Annotated in this window: 16 protein-coding genes and 1 pseudogene; 12 read left to right on the top strand and 5 right to left on the bottom strand. The window is 72.0% G+C overall.

What is annotated here, in order from left to right; translation table 11 throughout:
• Positions 1 to 2: 2 nt before the first annotated feature.
• From J2S44_RS17140 to ccsB, 4 genes are read left to right on the top strand one after another with little or no spacing between them, the layout of a single operon-like run.
• Entirely contained in the window at positions 3 to 578 is a 576-nt protein-coding gene (locus tag J2S44_RS17140; RefSeq protein WP_310414688.1) for a TlpA family protein disulfide reductase, read from the top strand.
• Positions 571 to 1326 (top strand): cytochrome c biogenesis CcdA family protein, encoded by a 756-nt coding sequence (locus tag J2S44_RS17135; protein ID WP_310414685.1) that lies wholly within the window; start codon positions 571 to 573, stop codon positions 1324 to 1326. Before J2S44_RS17140 ends, J2S44_RS17135 begins: the two co-directional genes overlap by 8 nt.
• Positions 1323 to 2957 carry a cytochrome c biogenesis protein ResB gene (gene resB, locus J2S44_RS17130; protein WP_374727857.1) on the top strand — a complete coding sequence of 545 codons (1635 nt, stop codon included), beginning with the start codon at positions 1323 to 1325 and terminating at the stop codon, positions 2955 to 2957. The genes J2S44_RS17135 and resB overlap by 4 nt, the downstream gene beginning before the upstream one ends.
• The gene (gene ccsB / locus J2S44_RS17125) at positions 2957 to 3940 is read left to right on the top strand and encodes a c-type cytochrome biogenesis protein CcsB (RefSeq protein ID WP_310414682.1); all 984 of its coding nucleotides are present in this window, start codon (positions 2957 to 2959) and stop codon (positions 3938 to 3940) included. The genes resB and ccsB overlap by 1 nt, the downstream gene beginning before the upstream one ends.
• A 4-nt stretch (positions 3941 to 3944) precedes the next feature.
• Here ccsB and J2S44_RS17120 read toward each other — a convergent pair whose 3' ends face one another.
• Positions 3945 to 4592: a hypothetical protein gene (locus J2S44_RS17120; RefSeq protein WP_310414679.1), complete on the bottom strand. Its 648-nt coding sequence runs from the start codon at positions 4590 to 4592 to the stop codon at positions 3945 to 3947.
• Positions 4593 to 4739: 147 nt separating this feature from the next.
• Here J2S44_RS17120 and J2S44_RS17115 point away from each other — a divergent pair, with 147 nt between their 5' ends.
• Genes J2S44_RS17115 through J2S44_RS17105 form a run of 3 tightly spaced genes read left to right on the top strand, consistent with a single transcriptional unit; the run spans position 4740 to position 7697 of the window.
• Positions 4740 to 6188 carry a menaquinone biosynthesis decarboxylase gene (locus J2S44_RS17115; RefSeq protein ID WP_310414677.1) on the top strand — a complete coding sequence of 483 codons (1449 nt, stop codon included), beginning with the start codon at positions 4740 to 4742 and terminating at the stop codon, positions 6186 to 6188.
• Positions 6185 to 7081, top strand: a complete 897-nt coding sequence (mqnP, locus tag J2S44_RS17110) for a menaquinone biosynthesis prenyltransferase MqnP (protein ID WP_310414674.1) — start codon at positions 6185 to 6187, stop codon at positions 7079 to 7081. The genes J2S44_RS17115 and mqnP overlap by 4 nt, the downstream gene beginning before the upstream one ends.
• Positions 7074 to 7697: a UbiX family flavin prenyltransferase gene (locus J2S44_RS17105; protein ID WP_310414671.1), complete on the top strand. Its 624-nt coding sequence runs from the start codon at positions 7074 to 7076 to the stop codon at positions 7695 to 7697. Before mqnP ends, J2S44_RS17105 begins: the two co-directional genes overlap by 8 nt.
• Positions 7698 to 7702: 5 nt before the next feature.
• Here J2S44_RS17105 and J2S44_RS17100 read toward each other — a convergent pair whose 3' ends face one another.
• Positions 7703 to 7966, bottom strand: a complete 264-nt coding sequence (locus J2S44_RS17100) for a BldC family transcriptional regulator (protein ID WP_310414668.1) — start codon at positions 7964 to 7966, stop codon at positions 7703 to 7705.
• A 224-nt stretch (positions 7967 to 8190) separates the two neighbouring features.
• On the opposite strand from J2S44_RS17100, the gene J2S44_RS17095 reads away from it, so the two are divergent.
• Positions 8191 to 8640: an Lrp/AsnC family transcriptional regulator gene (locus J2S44_RS17095; RefSeq protein WP_306837012.1), complete on the top strand. Its 450-nt coding sequence runs from the start codon at positions 8191 to 8193 to the stop codon at positions 8638 to 8640.
• Positions 8637 to 9734 carry an L-cysteine desulfhydrase Cds1 gene (gene cds1, locus J2S44_RS17090; protein ID WP_310414665.1) on the top strand — a complete coding sequence of 366 codons (1098 nt, stop codon included), beginning with the start codon at positions 8637 to 8639 and terminating at the stop codon, positions 9732 to 9734. Before J2S44_RS17095 ends, cds1 begins: the two co-directional genes overlap by 4 nt.
• A gap of 895 nt (positions 9735 to 10629) precedes the next feature.
• Here the strand turns inward: cds1 and J2S44_RS17085 are convergent.
• The 3 genes from J2S44_RS17085 to J2S44_RS17075 all read right to left on the bottom strand — a co-directional run bounded on the left by J2S44_RS17085 (position 10630) and on the right by J2S44_RS17075 (position 16365).
• On the bottom strand, positions 10630 to 12276 hold the full coding sequence (locus J2S44_RS17085) for a DEAD/DEAH box helicase (RefSeq protein WP_310414662.1): 1647 nt from the start codon (positions 12274 to 12276) through the stop codon (positions 10630 to 10632).
• Between the two features lie 232 nt (positions 12277 to 12508).
• The gene (locus J2S44_RS17080) at positions 12509 to 14779 is read right to left on the bottom strand and encodes a hypothetical protein (RefSeq protein WP_310414659.1); all 2271 of its coding nucleotides are present in this window, start codon (positions 14777 to 14779) and stop codon (positions 12509 to 12511) included.
• Between the two features lie 74 nt (positions 14780 to 14853).
• Positions 14854 to 16365 (bottom strand): C40 family peptidase, encoded by a 1512-nt coding sequence (locus J2S44_RS17075; protein ID WP_310414656.1) that lies wholly within the window; start codon positions 16363 to 16365, stop codon positions 14854 to 14856.
• A 301-nt stretch (positions 16366 to 16666) separates the two neighbouring features.
• Between J2S44_RS17075 and J2S44_RS42920 the strand changes: the two genes are divergently transcribed.
• The 3 genes and pseudogenes from J2S44_RS42920 to J2S44_RS17060 all read left to right on the top strand — a co-directional run.
• Complete coding sequence (locus J2S44_RS42920; protein ID WP_374727856.1) at positions 16667 to 17332, top strand: hypothetical protein; 666 nt, start codon at positions 16667 to 16669, stop codon at positions 17330 to 17332.
• Positions 17333 to 17381: 49 nt separating this feature from the next.
• Positions 17382 to 17645 (top strand): DUF4229 domain-containing protein, encoded by a 264-nt coding sequence (locus tag J2S44_RS17065; RefSeq protein ID WP_310414653.1) that lies wholly within the window; start codon positions 17382 to 17384, stop codon positions 17643 to 17645.
• 110 nt (positions 17646 to 17755) lie between these two features.
• A pseudogene (locus J2S44_RS17060) lies at positions 17756 to 19054 on the top strand (M14 family metallopeptidase); the annotation flags it as partial.
• Positions 19055 to 19139 lie beyond the last annotated feature (85 nt).

The raw sequence follows: 19139 nt of genomic DNA, 5'->3' as shown, positions 1-19139 counted from the left end.
CCATGCCAGCGCTCACCAGGCCGAAGGCGATCGTCGCGGGCGTCGCGCTGCTGGTCGCCGGCGCGGTGGCGGGCGGGCTGCTCGCCGGGCGCGGTGACTGGACCGAGGCCTGCGCGACCGGCGCGAACGGCGTGATCGAGTGCGCCGCCGGCGAGCGGCCGGACGCGCCCGAGGCCGCCGGTGAGCTGCTGGACGGCTCGCGCTACGACCTCGCCTCGGCCCGGGGCAAGGTCGTGGTGGTCAACTTCTGGGGTTCCTGGTGCTCGCCGTGCCGCGCCGAGGCCAAGGAGCTGGAGCAGACGTACCAGGCCACCAAGGCGAGCGGCGTCGAGTTCCTCGGCATCAACAACCGGGACGACCGGGACGCGGCGATCGCGTTCGAGCGCGGGCGCGTGACGTACCCGAGCCTGTTCGACCCGGCGAACCGGCTGGGCCTGGACTTCGACATCCCGCCGGGTGCTACGCCGTCCACCGTGGTCCTGGACCGCGAGGGCCGGATCGCGCTGGTGATCCGCCGGTCGGTGCTGGCCAGCGAGCTGACGCCGCTGGTGCAGAAGGTGGCCGCGGAGAATGGGTGACACGTTCGCGAGCACCGCGACGAACGGCCCACTGGTCCTGGCGATCCTGGCCGCGACGCTGGCCGGCCTGGTCAGCTTCCTCTCCCCGTGCGTGCTGCCGCTGGTCCCCGGCTATCTGTCGTTCATCACCGGCCTGACCGGCGCGGACCTGGAGAAGACCGCCACGAGGGTACGCGGTCGCGTGCTCGCCGGCACCGCGCTGTTCATCGCGGGCTTCACCGCGGTCTTCACGCTCAGCACCGTGCTGGTGGCGAACGTCGGCCGGCTGATGCTGGAGCACCAGCGCCCGCTGGAGATCGGCGCCGGTGCGCTGATCATCGTGCTCGGCCTGTCCTTCATGGGCCTGATCCCCGGCCTGCAGCGCGAGTTCCGGATCAACCGGCTGCCGGACGCGGGCCTGATCGGCGCGCCGATCTTCGGGGCGATCTTCGCGCTCTCCTGGACCCCGTGCATCGGCCCGACGCTCGGCTCCGTGATGGCGCTCTCCGCCGCGGCCGGCCAGGCCGACCGCGCCGCGGTGCTGGGCGTCGCGTACAGCCTGGGCCTGGGCATTCCGTTCCTGATCTTCGGATTGGGGTTCCGGCACCTGCTCGGCGTCTTCAAGACGCTGCGGAGGCACGGCCAGTGGGTGACCCGGATCGGTGGCGGCATGCTGGTGCTGGTCGGCCTCGCGCTGGTCACCGGCGCCTGGAACCAGTTCCTCATCTGGCTGCTCACCACCGTAGGAGTCGGGGACGTGTTGCTGTGACCGCGCTCGACGAACGCCCCACCGTGGACGACCGGCGACGGCCGAATCCGGTGTGGGCGCTGCTGCGCAACTCGTGGCGGCAGCTGACCAGCATGCGGACCGCGCTGACGCTGCTGTTCCTGCTGGCGATCGCGTCCATTCCGGGCTCCGTGCTGCCGCAGCGCGCGGTGAGCGCGCAGGCGGTGTCCGACTACTTCCGGGACCACCCCGACCTGGCGCCCACGCTGGACCGGCTGGGCGCCTTCGACGCGTACGCGTCCGTCTGGTTCTCCGCGATCTACGTGCTGCTGTTCACGTCGCTGATCGGCTGCATCATCCCGCGCGTCCGCGAGCACTGGCGCGCGGCCCGGATGACGCCGCCGGAGGCGCCGCGCCGGCTGGACCGGCTGGCCGCGTCCGTCCCGGCCGAGGAGATCGACGGCACGCCCGCGGAGGCGGCCGAGCGGATCCGCGCGATGCTGCGGGCGGCCCGGTGGCGCGCGATCGCCCGCGAGCAGGCCGACGGCGGGTGGACGGTCAGCGCGGAGAAGGGCCACCTCAAGGAGACCGGCAACCTGGTCTTCCACACCGCGCTGCTGTGCGTGCTGGCCGGCGTCGCGTTCGGCGGCTGGTACGGCTGGCACGGCAACCGCATCCTGGTGGCCGGCCCGGACACCGCGTTCTGCAACAGCGTCCCGCAGTTCGACGAGAGCGACCTCGGGCCGCGCGTCGACGACGCCGACCTGCCGCCGTTCTGCCTGGAGCTGACGGACTTCGAGGCCCGCTTCCTGGACACCGGAATGCCGGAGTCCTTCGAGGCCACGGCCACGGTCGAGGAGAACGGCGGCGCGCGGAGCGAGCGGTTCGCGGTCAACTCGCCGCTGCGCCTGGACGGTGCCAGCGTGTACCTGCTCGGGCACGGCTACGCGCCGGTCATCCGGTACACGGACCGGTACGGCGTCACGCAGGAGCGGGTCAGCCCGTTCCTGTCCACCGATCTGAACCAGACCAGCGAGGGCGTCGCCAAGTTCCCGGACGCCAACGTGGACCCGGCCACCGGACAGCGCCAGGACGACCAGCAGGTCGGGTTCCAGGGCATCTACGCGCCGACCATGCCGACGGAAGGGCTGGTCACGATCTCGGTCCACCCGGCGGAGCGGAATCCGGGCCTGACGTTGCTCGCCTACCGCGGCAACCTGGGTGAGGACGCCGGCATCCCGAACTCGGTCTACTCGATCAACCAGGCGCAGATCGACCGGGGCAAGCTGACCCAGATCGGCGAGGCCAAGCTGCTCCGGCCGGGCGAGTCGTGGACGCTCGACGACGGCAGCACGGTCACGTTCGTCGGCACCCGCGAGTACGCCACGATCGCCGTCCGCAGCGATCCCGGCCAGCTCTTCGTCCTGTTCAGCAGCGTGCTCGGCCTGATCGGACTGACGCTCTCGCTCTACGGGAAGCGACGCCGGGTGTTCTTCCGAATCACGCCCGGCGACCTGGGAGAATCGTCCACGACGGGACGTAGTAGTTTCATGGAGGCCGGTGGGCTGCCGCGCACCGACTATCCGGGCTTCGCCGATGAGTTCGCCCAGCTGGTCGCCGCGACCAGGCCGGGCGGTGGCACGGCGAAGGACACCGCTGAAGGGACCGTGTGATGGCTGAGCTCTCCGATCAGCTGCTGGTGGTGACCGTCCTGGCCTACCTGGCGGCGATGATCTGCCACGCGGCGGAGTACGCGTTCGGCACCCGGAGTCACATCGGGCGCGCGGCGATGCGGCCGGAGCGCGAGCTGGTCATGGCCGGCGCGGGCGGCCCGGCCGAGTCCGGCACCGAGGCGCCGGCCGTCGTGGAGCCGGTCGAGCCGGCGGCCAAGGCGGTGAAGGGCGGCGTCCTCGGCTGGGCGGCCGTCGGCGTCACCGTGCTCGCCGCGCTGGCCCATCTCGGCACGCTGGTCACCCGCGGCATCGCGGCGGACCGGGTGCCGTGGGGCAACATGTACGAGTTCATCCTCTCGGCCACGTTCATCGGCATCGTGGCCTGGTTCGTGGTGCTGGCGCGCCGGCCCGGCCTGCGGCACCTCGGCCTGTTCGTGGCGCTGTTCCAGGTGCTGCTGCTCGGTGTGGCCGGCATGGTGGCGTACACGCCGGTCGGCCCGCTGGTTCCGGCGCTGGACTCGGCCTGGTTCATCGTCCACATCGCGGCCGTCTCCACCTCGTCCGGCATCTTCCTGCTCGGCGTCGTGCCGGCCACGCTCTACCTGATGCGCAACGGGTACGAGAAGGGCCGGCGCAGCTTCCCGTACTCGCTGGCGAAGAACGTGCCGAACGCGGCCGCGCTGGAGCGGCTGACGTTCCGGCTGCACGCGTTCGCGTTCCCGATCTGGACGTTCGGCGCGCTGATCGCGGGCCCGATCTGGGCGGAGGCGTCGTGGGGCCGCTACTGGGACTGGGACCCCAAGGAGGTGTGGGCGTTCATCTCCTGGATCGTCTACGCCGGTTACCTGCACGCCCGGGCCACGCCCAGCGTGCGGCGCAACGTGGCGACCTGGATCGCGATCGTCGGCTTCCTCACCATGCTGATGAACCTGTTCGGCGTGAACCTGTTCTTCGGCGGCCTGCACTCGTACGCCGGGGTCTGAGCCGTCAGCACGTCCCGGCGGACCAAAACGTGAAGCGGGACTGCCACTCCACGCAGTAGCCCTCGTCGCCCTCGCCGGTCGTGCTCGGCGCGGTCTCCGGCGTCCACGGCACGTCCGGGCCGTCCGGGCCGAGGCGTACCCGCGCGTAGTCGATCTCCGCGTGCGGCACGTGCATCGGCCCGTCGCTGTCGTCGTGGTAGATCTCGACGTACTGCTCCATCCGCCCGGCCGCGCCGATCGGCACGTGCTTCTCGGCCAGCAGGTGCCAGTCGCCGTCCCACCACGCCCACGCCTGCCACATGCCGTCCGCGCCGGGGCGCAGGTCGATCCAGACCTCGTCGCCGGGCCGCAGCCGGATCGCGTCGTGGAAACGCCAGGTCGTGGAGACGCTGTCGTACGTGTAGAGCCGCTGCCGCCCGTCGCCACCCCACCCGGTCTCCGCCCAGCCCGCCTCCAGCCACTCCACGCCGCCGTCCGCGGTCTCCCGCTTGGCCAGCAGCCGGGCGGCGACGAAGTCGTGCGTGCCGGGCCGGACCTCCGGGTCGACCACGGTGAGCCGCGCGGACGCGCCGTGGAACTCGCCGATCGTGGTGGCACCGAGGTGGTGGTATCCGGACATCCGGTCCTGCGCCGGTAGCGGCGGTGTGACCACCGCCAGAACCATCAAAGCCGCCAGTCCCCGCATATCAGAACAAACTACGTTGTAATCATTCGGATACGCACGGTGATTGTGTGGCGGCGGACCAGTTATGGGACCGCACGCGCAACCGATCCCGGAGAGTGCGCAAGACTGGTCATCATGGCGGCGTTCACGGACCTGAAGGACTTCCTCGCCGCGCTGGAGAAGACCGGTGATCTCCGCCGGGTCAGCGCGCCGGTCGACCCCACCCTCGAGATGAGCGAGATCGTCAACCGTACGGTCAAGGCTCACGGCCCCGCTCTGCTCTTCGAGCGGCCCACCCGCGGCGACATGCCCGTGGCGATCAACCTGTTCGGCACGGAGGCACGCACCGCGCGGGCACTCGGCGTCGGCTCGCTCGACGAGATCGGCGAGCGGATCGGCAACATGCTCAAGCCGGAACTGCCGGTCGGCTGGTCCGGCATCCGCGACGGCATCGGCAAGGTGCTGCAGCTCAAGTCCATGCCGCCGAAGAAGCTCAAGTCGGCGCCCTGCCAGGAGGTCGTCTACAAGGGCGACCAGGTCGACCTGAACCGGCTGCCCGGACTGCAGATCTGGCCCGGCGACGGCGGCATCTTCCACAACTTCGGGCTCACCCACACCAAGCACCCGGAGAACGGCAAGCGCAACCTCGGCCTCTACCGGCTGCAACAGCACTCGCACAACACGCTGGGCATGCACTGGCAGATCCACAAGAACTCCACGGCCCACCACGCGGTCGCGGAGCAGCTCGGCCAGCGGCTGCCGGTGGCGATCGCGATCGGCGCGGACCCGGCGGTCTGCTACTCCGCCTCCGCACCGCTGCCGGCCGACATCGACGAGTACCTGTTCGCCGGCTTCCTGCGCAACGAGCGGGTCGAGATGGTCGACTGCCTGACCGTGCCGCTCCAGGTCCCGGCGAACGCGCAGATCGTGCTGGAGGGCTACCTGGAGCCGGGCGAGCGGATGCCGGAGGGCCCGTTCGGCGACCACACCGGCTTCTACACGCCGGTCGAGCCATTCCCGGTGCTGCACATCGAGTGCATGACCATGCAGCGCGACCCGGTCTACCACTCGATCGTCACGTCCCAGCCGCCGCAGGAGGACCACGGGCTGGGCAAGGCCACCGAGCGGATCTTCGCGCCGCTGCTGCGCTTCATGATCCCGGACATCGTCGACTACGACCTGCCGGCCGAGGGCGTGTTCCACAACTGCGCGATCGTCTCGATCCGGAAGCGGTACCCCAAGCACGCGCAGAAGGTGATGAACGCGATCTGGGGCGCGCACATGATGTCGCTGACCAAGCTGATCGTCGTGGTGGACGAGGACTGCGACGTGCACGACTACTCCGAGGTCGCGTTCCGCGCGTTCGGCAACGTCGACTACTCGCGCGACCTGCTGCTCACCGAGGGGCCGGTCGACCACCTGGACCACTCGTCGTACCAGCAGTTCTGGGGCGGCAAGGCCGGTGTCGACGCGACCCGCAAGCTGCCGTCCGAGGGCTACACCCGCGGCTGGCCGGAGAGCATGGTCATGTCCCCGGAGGTCGTGCAGAAGGTCACCAAGCGCTGGAAGGAGTACGGCCTGTGACCGACACCGTGGCCCGGCCGAACCCGGTCAAGGGCTTCCTGCGGCTGGTGATGATCGAGCACTCGATCTTCGCGCTGCCGTTCGCCTACCTGGCCGCGCTGACCGCCATGCGGTCTCAGGGAACCCACGTGCAGTGGGGCACGCTCGCGCTGATCACGGTCGCCATGGTCTCCGCGCGGACGGTCGCCATGGCCGCCAACCGGATCATCGACGTGCGGATCGACGCGCAGAACCCACGCACCGCCAACCGCGAGCTGGTCACCGGCGCGATCTCGATGCGCGTCGCCTGGGCCGGCCTGCTCATCTCGCTGGTGATCTTCTTCGCCTCGGCCGCCGCGCTCAACCCGCTCTGCCTGCTGCTCGCCCCGCTCGCCCTGTTCGCGCTGGTCATCTACTCGTACGCCAAGCGCTTCACCAACTACCCGCAGGTGTTCCTGGGCGCCGCGCAGGCCGTGGCCCCGGTCGGCGCCTGGATCGGCGTGACCGGCGCCTGGTCGTGGGAGGCGCTGGTGCTCGGCCTCGCGGTCGGCACCTGGATCGGCGGCTTCGACTGCATCTACGCCTGCCAGGACGTGGACATCGACCGGCAGATCGGCGTCGGCTCGGTGCCGGTCAAGCACGGCGTCGCCGGTGCGCTGCGGATCGCCGCGGCCACGCATGTGGTGACGGTCGCGCTCTACGCCGCGTTCGGCTACCTCACCGGGTACGGCTGGCTCTGGTGGCTCGGCCTGGCCGGGATCGCCGGCGTGCTGGTCTACGAGCACCGGATCGTGCGCCCGGACGACCTGTCCCGGGTCAACCGCGCGTTCTTCACGGCGAACGGCCTGATCGCGGTCGCGCTCTTCGCGTTCGCCCTGCTCGACCTGGTGATCCTGCAGGGCCTCCGTGGATAGACGGACCCCCTGGGTGGTCGGCGTCTCCGGGGCGTCCGGGACGCCGTACGCCGCCGCCGTGCTCCGCGCGCTCTTCGAGGCGGGCGAGCCGGTCGACCTGATCGTCTCCCGGGCCGCCCGGCTGACGATCCTCGACGAGACCGGCCGCCCGTTCCGGGACGCGCACTGGAAGGACGACCTGGCCGCGTGGCTCGGCACCACGCCGGGCGACGTCGTGCACTGGCCGGCCGGCGACCTCGCGGCCGGCCCGAGCAGCGGCTCGTACCCGGTGCGCGGGCTGGCGGTCGTCCCCGCGTCGACCGCGGCCTGCGCCGGCATCGCCATCGGCCTCTCCAAGGACCTGCTGCAGCGCGCGGCCGAGGTGTCCCTCAAGGAGCGCCGTCGCGTCGTGGTGGTGCCACGTGAGACGCCGGTGACCAGGTCGCACCTGGAACACCTGATCGCACTGCACGACGCGGGCGCGGTGGTGCTCCCGGCCAGCCCCGGTTTCTACGGGGCCGGCGCGGGCGCCACGGCACAACAGCTCGTCGACTTCGTGGCGGGCAAGGTGCTGGACGCGCTCGGCGTACCGCACAGCCTCTTCCGCCGGTGGGCCGGCGAGCTCAACGCACGTTGACCAGCTCAGTTGAGCGACGGCGGGTGATAGCCGCCGGACCCACCGTTGCCGCCGTTCGGTTCCGGCGGCAGATCCTTGTTCAGCTCCTCCAGGGCACCCTCGCCCTCGAGCAGCTGGCGTACCTCGGACTCCCGGAAGCGGCGATGCCCGCCCGGTGTCCTGATGCTGCCGATCCGGCCGGCGGCCGCCCAGCGAGTGACCGTCTTCGGGTCGACGCGGAACAGCGCAGCCACCTCGCCCGGCGTCAGCAGACGATCTCCAGTGTCCACGACCCCTCCTAGCGTCGATCGATGCTTCGGGGATTATTGATTACGTTCCGTGTCCACACCGAAGCACTCTAGGGACGTACGGCCATTGAAGCACCGCCCGCGTAGCGTGTCCGGAGAACGTGGAAAACGCACTGGTTGAGCCGTTCGGCGGTACTATCTGCGAGATTGGTTCTGATTTACGACGGATCGCCGCGCGCGGTCGAGGGCGATATTGTTAACGCACCGTGGATACAACTGACCTGAAAATCGTGGAGCTGTTGCGTGGCAACGCGCGCATCTCGTACGCGGAGCTGGCCCGCCAGGTCGGCCTCTCCGCCCCCGCCGTGCACGAGCGCGTCGGCAAGCTGGAGTCGAACGGCGTCCTGCGCGGCTACCAGGCCGAGGTGGACCCGGAGGCCGTCGGGCTCGGCGTGACCGCGTTCATCGGCATCGTGCAGGACTCCGGCGGCGACACCGACGACGTCGGCGCCGCACTGCGCGAGATGCCGGAGATCGAGGACTGCTACTTCATGGCCGGCCTCGAGTCGTTCCAGATCAAGGTGCGGGTCGGCACGATAGCCGAGCTCGAGCAGATCGTCGTGCGCATCGGCCGGGTCCCCGGCGTCGCCAGCACGCGCACCGCGATCGCGCTCTCCACCAAGTGGGAGCACCGCCCGCAGCCGGTGGTCCGATGACCTCCTTCGCGCGCTGTGACGAACCGGCGCGGGTCTGGGTGATCGAGGCGATCGGCAAGGTCGAGGCGGACGCGAACCGGTCCGCCGACACGCACCTCCTCCCGTTCCCGCTGCCGCCCGAGTGGGGCATCGACCTCTACCTCAAGGACGAGTCGGTGCACCCGACCGGCTCGCTCAAGCACCGCCTGGCCCGCTCGCTCTTCCTCTACGGCCTCTGCAACGGCTGGATCGGCCCGCAGACCACGATCGTCGAGGCGTCCTCCGGCTCGACCGCGGTCTCCGAGGCGTACTTCGCCCGCATGCTCGGCCTGCCGTTCATCGCGGTCATGCCGGCCACCACGTCCGCCGAGAAGATCAGCCTGATCGAGTTCCAGGGCGGCAAGTGCCACCTGGTGGCGAACCCGGCCGCCGCGTCCATCGAGGCCCGCCGCCTCGCCGACGACCTGGGCGGCCACTTCATGGACCAGTTCACCTACGCCGAGCGCGCCACCGACTGGCGGGGCAACAACAACATCGCCGAGTCGATCTACGCGCAGATGGAGCTGGAACGGCACCCGATCCCGGCCTGGGTCGTCACCGGCGCCGGCACCGGCGGCACCAGCGCCACACTCGGCCGCTACGTCCGCTACCGCCGCTACGACACCCGCGTCTGCGTGGTCGACGTGGAGAACTCGGCGTTCTTCCCGGCGTACCGCGACGCCGACTGGACCGTCGAGACCGGCCGCGGCTCGCTCATCGAGGGCATCGGCCGCCCCCGCGTCGAGGCGAGCTTCCAGCCCGCCGTCGTCGACCGCATGCTCGCGGTTCCGGACGCCGCGTCGCTCGCCGCCATGCGCGCCGCCAGCGCCGTCCTCGGCCGCCGCGTCGGCGGTTCCACCGGCACCAACCTGTGGGGCGCGTTCACGCTGATCGCGGAGATGCGCGCCGCCGGCCAGACCGGCTCCGTCGTCACGCTGCTCTGCGACGGCGGCGAACGCTACGCCGACACCTACTTCTCCGACTCCTGGGTCACCGAACAGAACCTCGACCTGGCCCCGCACCTCACCACCATCCGTGACTTCCTGACGTCCGGAACCTGGCCCCAGTTCCCGTAACAACCGCGTTCCCGCCCCCGGCGCGGTCACCGTCGCCCGCTCCGGCGGGCGCTGTGCGGTTCCGGGGGCGACCCCGGAGCTCGCTGTTCCCGCTTCCGGCGTGGTCACCTTCCGCATGCCCCCGCGGGCGCCGTGCCGTTCCGGGAGCGACCCAGACCCCGCGTTCCCGCTTCCGGCGTGGTCACCCTCCGCATGCTCCCGCGGGCAAACCGCGCGGTGTCCTCCGACTCCGCTGGCGCTCCGCTCCGGACGCCGCGGCGGAGCCGGTCCCGGCCCGGTCCCGAAAGATCAGCGGTCGGGGCGTCGCGTGGCCTGCACGCCGCAGGCTTCCGGGGAATGCTAAGGGCCAGCTGGCTTGCGGGCGGCCAGCTGGCTTGCGGGCGGGCGGCGGGTTTGCGGGCGGGCGGCTGGCTCGCGGGCGGCTGGCTCGCGGGTGGGTGGCCCGCGGGTGGGTGGCGGGAAGCTCCGGCCCGGTCCGATCCGTCGGCTGGCCGCCACCGCGCGGCGACATCGGCACGTCGGCAGGGTCAGCGGGCGGGTGCCGGATTACGTGGCCGGAGACCGCGCCGGGTGAGCCCGTGCCGATGATCTGCGCGGCTGTCCGGGGTGGCGACGGATGGGGGCGGTCAGCCCGGGCCGCCACTACGGCGGCATCTCGGGCGCCGATCGCGGTGGGAGCATGACCCCGGCCCGGCAGCGCCCGGCAGCGGCCCGGCAGCGGCCCGGCAGCGGCCCGGCAGCGCCCGGCAGCGGGCCGGCAGCGGCCGAGGACCGGTCGGGAACCGGTCGGGAACCGGTCGGGTGAACGGCAGCGTGCCGTCGCGCAGGGTTTCGGTGCCGTGGAACGGCGAAGGCCGTCACCCCCCTCGGGTGACGGCCTTCGCTGTGTGCGGTGTCAGTGCGTGCGTGCCGGGCGGCGGTGCGGGCGCTCGCCGCCGCCACTGGGGCGGTCGTCGCGCGGGCGGTCGTCGCGGGGACGCTCGTCGCGCGAGCGCCAGTTCGGGCGACGGTCGCCGGTGAAGCGGTGGTCGCCGCCGCCGGTGCCACCGGCGGCGGCGCCGGTGCCCTGGCCGCCCTCGCGGGGGCCGTCGAAGCGGCGCGGACGGTCCTCGCGAGGACCGTCGAAGCGGCGCGGACGCTCACCGTCGAAGCGGCGCGGGCCACGGTCACTGTCGAAGCGACGCGGACCACGGTCGCCACCGCCGCCGCCACCGAAGCGACGGCCGCGGCCGCCCTCGGACCGGCGCGGCGGCTCCGGCTCCTCGACGACCGGCACACCGGACGGCTCCTGCGCGCCGACCAGCTCGGTCAGCGCGGCGTCGCCGGCCCGGACGCGGGTCTGCGCGGGGTTGACGCCGGCCTTCTCCAGCATGCCGAGCGTGGTGCGGCGCTGCTTCGGCAGGACCAGCGTGGCGACCGCGCCGGACTCGCCGGCGCGGGCGGTGCGACCGGCCCGGTGCAGGTAGTCCTTCGGGTCCTTCGGCGGGTCGACGTGCAGCACCAGCGAGATGCCGTCGACGTGGATGCCACGTGCGGCGACGTCCGTGGCGACCAGCACGTTCGTCCGGCCTTCCTTGAACTCCGCCAGCGTGCGGGTACGCGCCCGCTGCGTCTTGCCGCCGTGCAGCGCACCGGCCCGGACGCCGACGGCAGCGAGCTGCTCGACGAGCCGGTCCACGCCCATCTGCGTACGCGCGAAGATGATCGTGCGGCCCTTGCGGGCGGCGATCGACGCGGTCACCGGGAACTTGTCCTGCGGCGGGATCAGCAGCATGTGGTGATCCATGGTCGAGACGGTCGCGACCGGCGGCGCGGTCGAGTGCGTGACCGGGTCGGTCATGAACCGCTTGACCAGCGAGTCCACGTCCTTGTCGAGCGTGGCCGAGAAGAGCAGCCGCTGGCTGTCCGACGGCGTCTTCGACAGCAGCTCGGTGACCTCGGGCAGGAAGCCCATGTCGGCCATCTGGTCCGCCTCGTCCAGGACCGTGATCTCCACCTTGTCCAGGCTGCAGACGCCGCGGTTGATCAGGTCGCCGAGCCGGCCCGGCGTGGCCACGATGATCTCGACGCCCCGGCGGAGCGAGTCGATCTGACGGTCGTACGGCACGCCGCCGACCGCGGTCTTGATGAACACACCCAGCGGCTTGCCGAGCGGCATCAGCGCGTCCGCCACCTGCATGGCGAGCTCGCGCGTCGGCACCAGGATCAGCGCCTTGGGGTGGTGCGGCTCGGCGCGGCCGCCCAGGGCGACGCGGGCCAGCACCGGGAGGCCGAACGCCAGCGTCTTGCCGGAGCCGGTCTGACCACGGCCGAGCACGTCCCGGCCGGCCAGCGCGTCGGGGACGGTCGCGGCCTGGATCTCGAACGGCGTGGTGATGCCCTCGCGGGCGAGCGCGCGCACCAGGCGGCTGGGGAGACCGAGGTCCTCGAACGTGACCTCGGGGGTGCTCTCCGCCTCGACGGCGGGAGCGGACTCGGCGGAGGGCTCCGCGGACGAGTCGAAGAGGGACGGGAACGTGCTGGGGTCAACGAAAGTCGTCAAAGAAACCTCTCAACGGGGCGCATGCTCGCTAAGTGGCCCCGCCGCGGCGAGGGGAGTCGCCGCGAATGCCCTGCAAGAACGCCCTGCGGCAGGCGCTGAAGACGCCCACCGGAAACGAATGATGAATGACAGCCTACCCGTCAACCAGCGATGCGCCGGGGGCATTCCCGGCCCGTAGTGGCGGGGCTCACTGTGTTACCCGATTGGCGTAACGCCCGATTTGTTCTTCTGGTTACTGGCCGAACAGGTCCCTGAGCTGGTCACCTACGACGATCGAGGCGATGATGCCGACGACAATGATGGCAATCGCGACGCTCGCCAGGATGACCATCACTCGGGTGGAACTGTTGGAGTCGGAATTGTCGTTCCACCGCTGTGGCGACAGGATGTGCCCGGTCAGCGACCCTGTGTTCTCGATCGCCGGATTGGCCGGAACGCCGCGCGACACCGGCTCCCCGGTCCGCGCGGGCGGCGAATAGACCGTGCCGGACTCGCGACGCTGACCGCGGGCCCACTGGTTGTACTCCGCGGACGCGGCCACGCCGTGCGGGTCGTCCGCGCTGTCCGGCGAGAGCCCACGCACCACCGGGGTCACCGGCGCCTCGTCACGCGGCGGCCACTGACGCCCGGGCTGGGCGACCTCGGAGGCCGGCCACGGCGGCAGCGCGGCCGGGGGCACGTCGGCCCGCCCCGGCGCGTGCGCGGCGGACGCGGACGACCAGGTGGTGCCGACCGCGGGCGGCGGCGGGAACGGCGGCATCGGGGACGGTGACGGGAACGGCGGCGCGGGCGGCATCGGTACGGGCGGACCCGGCTGCGGTCCCGGCGCCGGGCCGGGACGGTTCGGGTCCGGGAACGGGGCGGGCACCGGACCGGGACCCGGCGCGGGCGGCTCGGCCGGCTGCGGCGGCTCCGGTGGGGCCGGCGGTTCGGCCGGCTCCGGCGGCTCGACCGGATCGGGCTCGGTCGCACCCGGCGCACCGGCCCGGTAGACGCGCGGATATCCGGTGCCCGAGCTCGCCGAGCCCACCACACCGCCGGAGCCCGGCGTGATCCGGTTCAGTCCCGGCACGGACGCGCGCGCCCGGGTCGGCTCGGCCGGAGCGGTGCCACCGGTCCGCTGCGCCGGTAGCGAGTAATCCGGCCGCACCGCCGCGGGCGTGGGATCCGGCAGCGTGTAGTCCGGCTGCACGGCGGGCGTGCCGGTCGGCCGGCCGTAGGACGAGGGCGACGCGGCCCGGAACGCGGGCGGCCCGCTCGTCACCGGCGGCGTGGACGCGGGCGCGCCACCGGAGACCGGCGTCGCGGACGCGGGCGGCGCGCTGGAGATCGGCGGCGCCGAGACCGGTGCACCGAAGGCCGGCGACGCGCCACCGAACGCCGACGATGCCCCGGAACCCGACGATGCGCCGTAACCCGAGGATGCCCCGGCACCCGAGGATGCCCCGGAACCCGAGGATGCGCCGGAAACCGGCGGTGCGGAGACCGGCGGTGCGGAGACCGGCGGTGCGGAGACCGGCACGTCGCCGAACGCCGAGGGCGCCGAGGACGAGACCGGCGCACCGCCGAACGGCAGCGCGGAGCCCGAGAAGCCGGCCGCCGGCGGCGCCGAGACCGGCGCGCCACCGAAGACCGGCGACGAGGCGGCAGGCGACGAGACCGAGGACGGCGAGGCGGCAGGCGACGAGACCGGGGACGACGAGACCGGGGGCGACGAGACCGGAGCTGATGGCACCGGGGGCGCCGAGACCGGGGTGGCGGATGCCGCGGGCGCCGGATCGGGCTCGGCGCCGCCGAACGCGAGCGCGCTCGGCCACGCCGCGGACTGCACGCCGAGCGGCGCCGCGGCCGGCGACGGCGCGGCCGGCGGGGTCGTGGTCATCGCGGACCCGCCGTAGGCGGCGGACCCCGCGGCGATCGGTGCGGAGGCGACGGGCGCCGCGACCGCGGTCTCCGGCAGCAGCTCGGCCGGCGACACGACGGCCGGAGCCGGCTCCGCGGGCTCCCGGACCGGCGCGGGCTCGCTCTGCGCGGTGGCGACCGCGGCGTTCAGTGACGCGTCGGCGGTCTCCCGCTTCGGCATCGCGAAGTTGGACCAGGCGGAGGCCCCGCCGGCCTCGGCGCCGGTGGACGGCTCGCCCGGCGCGGAGCCCGCACCGGCCGGCCGGTCACCGCCGGCGTCCGCGGACCCCGGGTGCTCCGCCGGGGGCGTGGTGAAGGACAGCACGGGCGCGGGTGTGATCGAGCCCTCCGCCGGCTTCAGCGCGGGAGCCGGCGACGGCTCACCGGGGGCCTCCGACGGCTCACCGGGGGCCGCCGTGGGCGTGCCGTAGTCACCGGCCCGATATGTCCGGCCCGCGGCCGGCTGCCGGGACGGAAGAACCCCGAGACCGGCACGGTCGCCGGCGGTCGATCCGGTCACGGAGGCGCGTCCCACCTGGGCGCGTGCCACCGCCGGGGCGTTTCCGGGCGCGTCCGCACCCTCCACCCGATCCTCGCTCATGACATCGCCTCCCACGTTCCACCCTCGCATAAAACGTGCCATACCCGCGAGTCACGGGACAGCCGACCCGGGGGTCAGCCGTTGGCGGACGCGGAAGTCCCCGCGGAGGCACTTCCGGAGGCGGCGGAAGAGGCGCTGCTGGACGAGGATGCGCTGGCAGGCGTGCTGTCGGACGGCGGATTCGCCGGTGGCTCGGACGACGCGGCGCTCTTCGACGGCGTCGGGGACGGCGGGTCCGGCGGCGTCGGCGGGGTGGACGGCGTCGGCGTCGGCGTGACCGGCGTCGGCGAGGTGCTCGGCGACGGGCTGGGCGAACCGGACCCGGTCGGCGTGGGCGTCGGTGAACCGGTGCCCGGCGGCTTCGGCAACGTCGGCAGGCTCGGCTTCGGCGGCGTCGGGGACGGCTGCGGCTTCGGGGTGGGTGCCGGCTTCGGCGTGCCGCCGGCGCTGGACGGGCCCTCCACCGCGCCGAAGACGCGTGTCGCGGCGAAGAACCGCGACCACTGGATCGACTGCACCTTGACCACCTCGCCGATGGTCGGCGCGTTGACCATCTTGCCCTCGCCGACGTACATGCCGACGTGGTAGATGTCGCTCCACCGGTTGCTGGTGCTGAAGAAGACCATGTCGCCGGGGAGCAGCGCGGACTTCGAGACGGTTTTGCCGCGGGTCGCGTAGTACTGGTCGTTGGCGACGCGGGGCAGCTGGAAGCCGACGCTGCGGTACGCGTCCCACATCAGGCCGGAGCAGTCGTACGTGTTCGGGCCCTCGGCCGCCCACTCGTACCACTTGCCGCGCTGGGCCATCGCGAACTCGAGCGCCTTGAGCGCCTTCGGGTGGGCGACCAGCCCCTCGGTGGTGGAGTTGTCGAGGTAGTCGGCGCCGAGCGCGGCCTCCGCCGCGTCCTGCTGGGCCGCTATCGCGGTGAGCTGGTCCTCGTTCTGCTCGCGAATCTTGAGCAGTTCGGCCTCGAGCGCCTTGAGCGCGGCCTGCCCGGCGGTCAGCTGGGTGCGCAGCTCGGCCTCGGCGGCGATCGCGGCGTCCCGCTCGCCGACCGCGGCGAGCGCGGCGTTCTGCGCCCGGGCCAGGTCGGCGGCCAGACTGCCCGCGGTGTCGTCGGCCTCGCGCGGCACCCGCCAGAGCGAACCGATCTTGTACAGGTCGGAGGTGAAGACGTCGGGCGGGAGCGCCGCCTCCTTCTTGAGCGTCTCGGCGGCCGCGCTGTCCCGCGCGGTCTCGGCCGCGGCGAGCACGGCGCTCGCGGACACGACCTTCTGCTCGGCCACGGCGACCGCGGCGGAGGCGGCCGTGAGCTGCTCCTCCAGTGCCAGCGTGCGCTGACCGGCCTGGTTGAGCTCGGTCTGCTTGGCCTCGAGCTGGTTGGCCACCGGGTTGCCGGTGAGCGAGGTGGGCTGGGTGGTGGTGCCGCCGGGCGTGGTGACGCCGGGCGCGCCGGGCAGTGTCAGGGAGCCGGTCGCGGCCGGGCGGGAGCCGCTGTTGGGCACGCCGGGGATGGGCGGCGCCGCGTACGCCGGAGAGCTGATCACCGCGGCGAGCGTGGCGCTGACCACGGCGGTGAAGATCACCGGGCGCACCAGCGGAGACGGTGCCGCGCGGTGACGTCCCACATGTGTGTACTGACCCATACCAATCCCCACGTGCTCGCCGGACGATCATTATGGATGGCACCCGGCTCGTCCCGTTCCCCATAAGGGTGTACCTCACACTCCCACAGGGTGTCGATCGGTCAATGACGATCCGACGCTGTGAACTCCCTGAGATTCGAGCGATTTGGACGGATAAATCGGAAAGTTGAGCCCGGCGACCCGACGTGAGATCCGTTGCAGCCGGCCGGTCGTTCAGATTCCGGCCACGTACGCTCTGAGCATGGATTCCGGGCTGAAGCGCACGCTGGAGCAGAAGGTCTACGCCGGGGAACGGCTCACCCGAGATGACGGAATTGTCCTCTTCGGCACGGACGAGCTGGCCTGGCTGGGCAGGTTGGCCCACCACCGCCGGACCGAGTCGTACGCCGACCGGGTGACGTTCGCCGCCGATCGGTCCATCGACGCGGGTGAGATCGCCTACGGCCGCGCCGAGGACCCGGCCGCGCACCTGGTGGACGCGGTGCTAAATCTCCGTGAAGATCTTCGGCCGCCGTCCGTCACGCTCGTCAAAGAGGACGGTGCGCCCGCCGAGGCGCTCCGCACGTTCGCGGTCGCCCGGCTGCTGCTCGACCCGGCCGTCCACCTCACCGCCGACTACGCCTCGCACGGCCCGGCGCTGGTCCAGTTGTTGCTCAACTACGGCGCGGACGATCTGGCCGGCATCCCGTCCGGCGAGCGGGACGAGGAGGGGACTCCGGAGCAGCGGTGGCGCAACGCGGACAAGCGCGCGGTCGAGCTGGACCCGGGCCAGGAGCTGCTGGAGCTGATCTGGGACGCCGGGCTGCGGCCGGTCGAGCGGGACGCGTCCTACGGCGTGGTCCGCGAGTACGACGCGCCGGCCCCGCTGGCGGACCGCCGGGCCGTACCGCAGAAGGTCTGGGCCTGACGGCGTACCCTCTGATGGTTGTGGTTCCCGGCTGAAGAGGTGAGGCGCTGTGGCCGCGATCAAGTACACGGCCGGCCGGATCGGTCTCTTCCTGGCGTTCCTGGCGGCGATGTGGTTCGTCGACACGGACATCTTCATCAAGCTGATCGTGGCGTTGCTGCTCTCCGCGGTCGCGTCGTACTTCCTGCTCGGCCAGTGGCGTGACGAGATGGCGACCGAGTTGGCCGCCCGCGCGGACCGGCGCAAGGCCGAGCGCGCCCGCCTCCGTGCCGCGCTGGCGGGCGAAGAGGAAGAGCCGGCCGCGAAGGGCTGACCATGTCATCGGCGGGATGATCGCTTTGGGATATCGAAGCGTATTGAGCTGATCACGCTCGCGGTGGTGGAGTGTGCGGACGTACCTCCCCACCCCCAGGAGGCTCAACCGTGTCCACCTCCCGCATCCGCCTCGCCGTGGCAGCAGTCGCCGCCCTGGCGCTGGTGGTCACCGCGACCGGGCCCGCGACCGCGCGTCCGGCGGAGCCGCAAGACAGCGGCCGGACCACCCAGTACACCGTCTCCGGCGTGCGCACGGCCGACGCGCGCAACGCGATCGCCCGCACCGGCGCGGCCATCGACGCTGTCCAGGAGCACGGCGTCGTCACCGTCTCCGCCACCGCGGCCGAACTGTCGTCGATCCGCGCGCTCGGCTACCAGGTGCAGGCCGTGGCCGCGCCGTCCGCGAGCGACTTCGGCACGCTGGACTTCCCGCCGGCCGACTCGAACTACCACAACTACGCGGAGATGACCGCGGTGATCAACCAGGTGGTGTCCGACCACCCGACGATCGCCCGCAAGACCAGCATCGGCCGGTCGTACGAGGGCCGTGACCTGCCGGTCATCAAGATCTCCGACAACGTGGCGACGGACGAGAGCGAACCGGAGATCCTGTTCAACCACCAGCAGCACGCGCGTGAGCACCTGACCGTCGAGATGGCGATCTACCTGCTCAACCTGTTCACCGACAACTACGGCACGGACAGCCGGATCACGAACATCGTGAACTCGCGCGAGATCTGGATCGTGCCGACCGTCAACCCGGACGGCAGCGAGTACGACATCGCCACCGGGGCGTACCGGTCGTGGCGCAAGAACCGGCAGCCGAACTCCGGCTCGTCCAACGTGGGCACCGACCTGAACCGCAACTGGGGCTACAACTGGGGCTGCTGCGGCGGCTCGTCCGGCTCCACGTCGTCGGCGACCTACCGCGGGCCGTCCGCGTTCTCCGCGCCGGAGACCCGGGCGCTGCGCGACTTCGTCAACAGCCGGGTGGTCGGCGGCGTGCAGCAGATCAAGACGAACATCGACTGGCACACGTACTCGAAGCTGGTGCTCTGGCCGTACGGCTACACCACGGCGAACACGGCCGCCGGGATGAACGCGGACCAGTACAACACGTTCGCGACGCTCGGCACGCAGATGGCGAACCTGAACGGGTACACACCGGAACAGTCCAGTGATCTCTACATCACGGACGGCGACAGTCTCGACTGGATGTGGGCCACCCACAAGATCTTCGCGTACACGTTCGAGATGTACCCGGGGTCCAGCGGCAGCGGCGGCGGCTTCTACCCGCCCGACGAGGTGATCCCGGCGCAGACCGCGGTGAACCGGACCGCGGTGCTGCTGCTCGCGGAGTACAGCGACTGCCCGTACCGGATCATCGGCAAGCAGGCCACCTACTGCTAGTTCCCGGTCACAGTTGACGCGGGCCCCGGTCGAAAGGCCGGGGCCTGCACTAGCGTCTGGGGTAGGAACCGTTCCCGCAGCG

This window comes from Catenuloplanes niger (assembly GCF_031458255.1).
In the GTDB taxonomy this organism is placed as follows: Bacteria; Actinomycetota; Actinomycetes; order Mycobacteriales; family Micromonosporaceae; genus Catenuloplanes; species Catenuloplanes niger.
The sequence above is the reverse complement of the archived record's forward strand: the minus strand, read 5'-3'. Positions and strand labels throughout refer to the sequence as shown.